Raw genomic sequence first — 2,522 nt, forward strand, 5'->3', positions numbered from 1 at the left:
ATAAGCCATAGCGGAAGAAAAACACCGATCTGCTGTAGATTCTGGTGACTATTTGTCGGTTCGTTTAGTAAACAGCAGTTATCAATACTACAGCCCAAAAGCGATTCAAGCGACTAACGATAAGGCCATCAGTCGCGGTTATCAAAACGACAGAGACTCGGATACAGTTGCCTTAAAGTGGCGGAGCAATTCACTGATTATGGCAGATAGAGTCGCGCCCTTAGAAGCATACATAGCCTGGTTTAGGTTAGAGGCTGGGGATGATGAGGCGACTGGAAATACCGATCGCAAAAATGTTTTTGAAGTCAGCCGCGGGATGAAAAAATTTAAAGGAGGCCCTCACGCCGATACCTTCTTGTTGATGGAGCCGGAAACGCGGATAAAATTGAGGATATTGAATGGCGCTACTGGTGACGACACAGTGATAGGCTCAGCGAAACCGAAAGGCGGCCTGGGGCTACAGCATCAATCTAGCACGTGGGTTGCAAATTATGTCAAGTTCAGCAAGAAGGGCGATGCTAATACCCTGATCGAGACAGGAGCTATTATCCAATTAAGCAATATCGAGCATGCGCAAGGGCATCCTGAAACCCATGATTATCTGGTAGGGGATCAGCATGATAACCATCTTAATGGCGCCGGCGGGATCGATTATCTTATCGGTAATGCAGGCAATGATTGGCTTACCTTAGCAGCTGGTGTCGCCGACGGAGGGGAGGGGAAAGACCATTATCGCATTTTGCAAAACAAGCAAAGTATCCATGCCCAGATCAAGATCATCGAAACCCACACCCTGCAAAACAGCACTGTATTGCTGGATTATCAAAAAGAAAAAATCTTAGCAATAAGTCTGACAGGCAATGATGTGGTGATCAGGTTACGTAATGATAATAACAGCGAAACTCTCTTAACACTGCAAGCGGTTTATCAGCAAAATAAACTGCTTGATCAGTTTATCTTCCATACCCGTGACGGCTACCTGATACAACTGCCGATCACCGCGCTGCCTCAGCAAGGGGGTTCTCTGGCTGATCAGCTCACCCTCTATTACGATGCCGAACTTGATCGACTCTGGCAGCAAAAAGCCGAAGGTAAAATTGACACACAGATAGACGCTGAGCTGGAATACAAGCGCGCGCTCAAACAGACTAACATTGCCGGTCAATCCATCACACTACTGCAAATGGCCAAGCTGAAAAAACTAGCACAATCTGATGACAGTAAAAAAAATCAGGTAGTCACAGAGTCATTCCAGGGTGTCATCAGCCATCGCGTTCAGCAAAACCTCGGTTCGGCAGAGATTAAAACCGAACACAAACAAGCTAAGCTCAGCAATATTTTGCTGGATCATAAGGCGGAACAAATCCTTTCTTTATCTCTGGTAGACAATGATGTGATTATCAATCTGCGTAATGATAATGGCAGCCTGATGTCACTCAAGCTGAAAGATATCTATACCACTAGCAATGATGGACGGCAGAAAACACTCACTGATCATTACCTGTTATACAGCCGTGACGGTGTGATGTTCAGCGGATTACCGCCAATACTAAGACAAAATAGTGACGGTCACTGGCCGTTTACTCCCAGGCTAATCGCTCAATATCTGCCCGATCTCGATCGTGACTGGCAGCAACAGACCTCAGGCAAAACCGCTGATGAAATTAACAATATCCGTATTCATCTACAACAAAACAACGGGCAGGGGCAGATCACCATCGGTGAACGCCCCCTTATATTGCCAACATTTATGCACTTACTGCTGCGTGGAACCCGCTTTAATACCTTACTGGAAGGGGATAATGAAGATAATCTGCTAGAGAGTAGCTATGCCAACGATAGTCTTAGCGGAAAACAAGGTGAAGATCTGTACTTGATTAAAAACACCTTAAATCACGCTCGTACTGTGGTGATTAATAATCATGATGGCACCGATGTTCCTAAGCAAGATCTGATCAAACTGGTGGGCTGGTTAATTGAAGACATCGATCTGCAAAAGGAAACCACCGATCTGGTACTTCGTCACCGTCGTTTACCGGATCAGTATCCTACTGTGCACATCAGTCATTATTTTACCAGCGAGCACTATCACCATCTGTTAATCATGGATGATAACGGCAAACTCATCGCGCCGGAGATCGACAGCAAAGGGGTGCTGATAGCAAAACCACGGCAGTTAACGCAGGGTGATCACAGGCTGCCGGGCATGAATAAAGTTCATTGGCTCTATGGCACCAACGAAAACGATGAGATCGAGGGGAACGAAAAGGACGATCATCTATTTGGTCTTGGAGGTAATGACCTATTACGGGGTGGAGCCGGTAACGACTTGCTCGACGGCGGTGAAGGCGATGATATATTGCTGGGCGGGACGGGTAATGACCACTTGTTTGGTGGCGCTGGTATTGACAAACTGTTTGGCGACACCGGCGATGACAGGCTATACGGCGGAGAGGGTAATGATGAACTCAGTGGTGGTGCAGGCAATGACAAATTGTATGGCGACGCCGGTAACGATACGC

Annotated in this window: 1 protein-coding gene; it reads left to right on the plus strand. The window is 46.7% G+C overall.

All coding sequences use genetic code 11. The features are described 5' to 3' along the window. Window positions 1-52: 52 nt before the first annotated feature. Window positions 53-2,522 (plus strand): calcium-binding protein (locus tag REG_RS14515; protein WP_141553657.1); only part of this gene is annotated, 2,470 nt, incomplete at its 3' end.

Source organism: Candidatus Regiella insecticola LSR1 (genome assembly GCF_000143625.1).
GTDB lineage: Bacteria > Pseudomonadota > Gammaproteobacteria > Enterobacterales > Enterobacteriaceae > Regiella > Regiella insecticola.